A 1,045-nucleotide genomic window follows, 5' to 3' on the forward strand; every position below is an offset into this window, starting at 1 on the left:
GCGGCAAGTACGTAGGCAAACTCCGTCCTGTAAGTTTCGGCTATACAAGCGACACGATAATGTCATTTGCTGCAGTGACGGATGGCACACTGCAAATTGACAATTCAGTCTGAACTAATAAGAACTACTGAGACTGTCTTTATGAAACCCCTGTTATATGCGATGTTTGGAGTGCTTACGACAAGTGCAGCTTTTATGTCCCCCGCGGTATCAGCAGCACTTAACGATTCACTCTCCCCTGTTGGCGCCATTTTGTCTGCAAACAAGGACGGTTCCATTCCCGAGTGGAATGGCGGTATTACCCAACTTCCAGAAGATTACGCACCCGGTAACCAGCACCCAGATCCCTTTGCTGAAGACACAATCAAAACAGTAATAAGCCAGAGAAATCTGGATGAGCACAAGGGTATGCTGAGTGAAGGTGCCTTGGCCCTGCTGAAGGCAAATCCTGATTATAAGATCAATGTTTATCCCAGCCGCCGCTCGGCCTCTTTACCCGAACGCATTTATGAAAGCAGCAAGAAGAATTCAGAAACGGCAGAGCTGACTTTCCGTGGCAACGGTGTTTCTGGAGCAACAGCTGGTATTCCATTTCCGGTACCTAAGAACGGTCAGGAAGCTATCTGGAACCACACCATGCGTTACCGTGGTGAAGGCTTGAATTACACTGGCCACCGAACCACTGTTCAACCCGACGGCACTTATACTCTGGCCAAGCTAGAGAGAACAGTGTTCTTCAATTATGGGCGGGCAGATATTTCCCAAAAGAAACTGGCCAATACCCTGTTCTATTACAAGCACAATGTTTTGAGCCCGATTCGTAACGCCGGCACGGCTCTTCTGGTTAAGGAAACAATTGACCAGATCAACGCGCCCCGAAAAGCCTGGCAGTACACCCCAGGTCAGCGAAAAGTACGCCGCCTGCCAAAACTGGCCTATGACGACATCATGCCAGATACCGGTGGTATGCTGACTGCCGATACTGCAGATATGTTCAATGGTTCTCTGGACAGATACGACTGGGAGTTGCAGGGGCGTCAAGAGT

The 1,045-nt window shown here is 49.4% G+C and carries 1 protein-coding gene; it reads left to right on the top strand.

Going from position 1 to position 1,045, the window contains the following annotated elements:
- Positions 1-195: 195 nt before the first annotated feature.
- Positions 196-1,045, top strand: an 850-nt coding sequence (locus tag QMA35_RS21785; RefSeq protein WP_281649231.1) for a DUF1329 domain-containing protein, incomplete at its 3' end; no start/stop codon positions are given.

The organism is Parendozoicomonas sp. Alg238-R29, from assembly GCF_947331445.1.
Taxonomy (GTDB): Bacteria; Pseudomonadota; Gammaproteobacteria; order Pseudomonadales; family Endozoicomonadaceae; genus Sansalvadorimonas.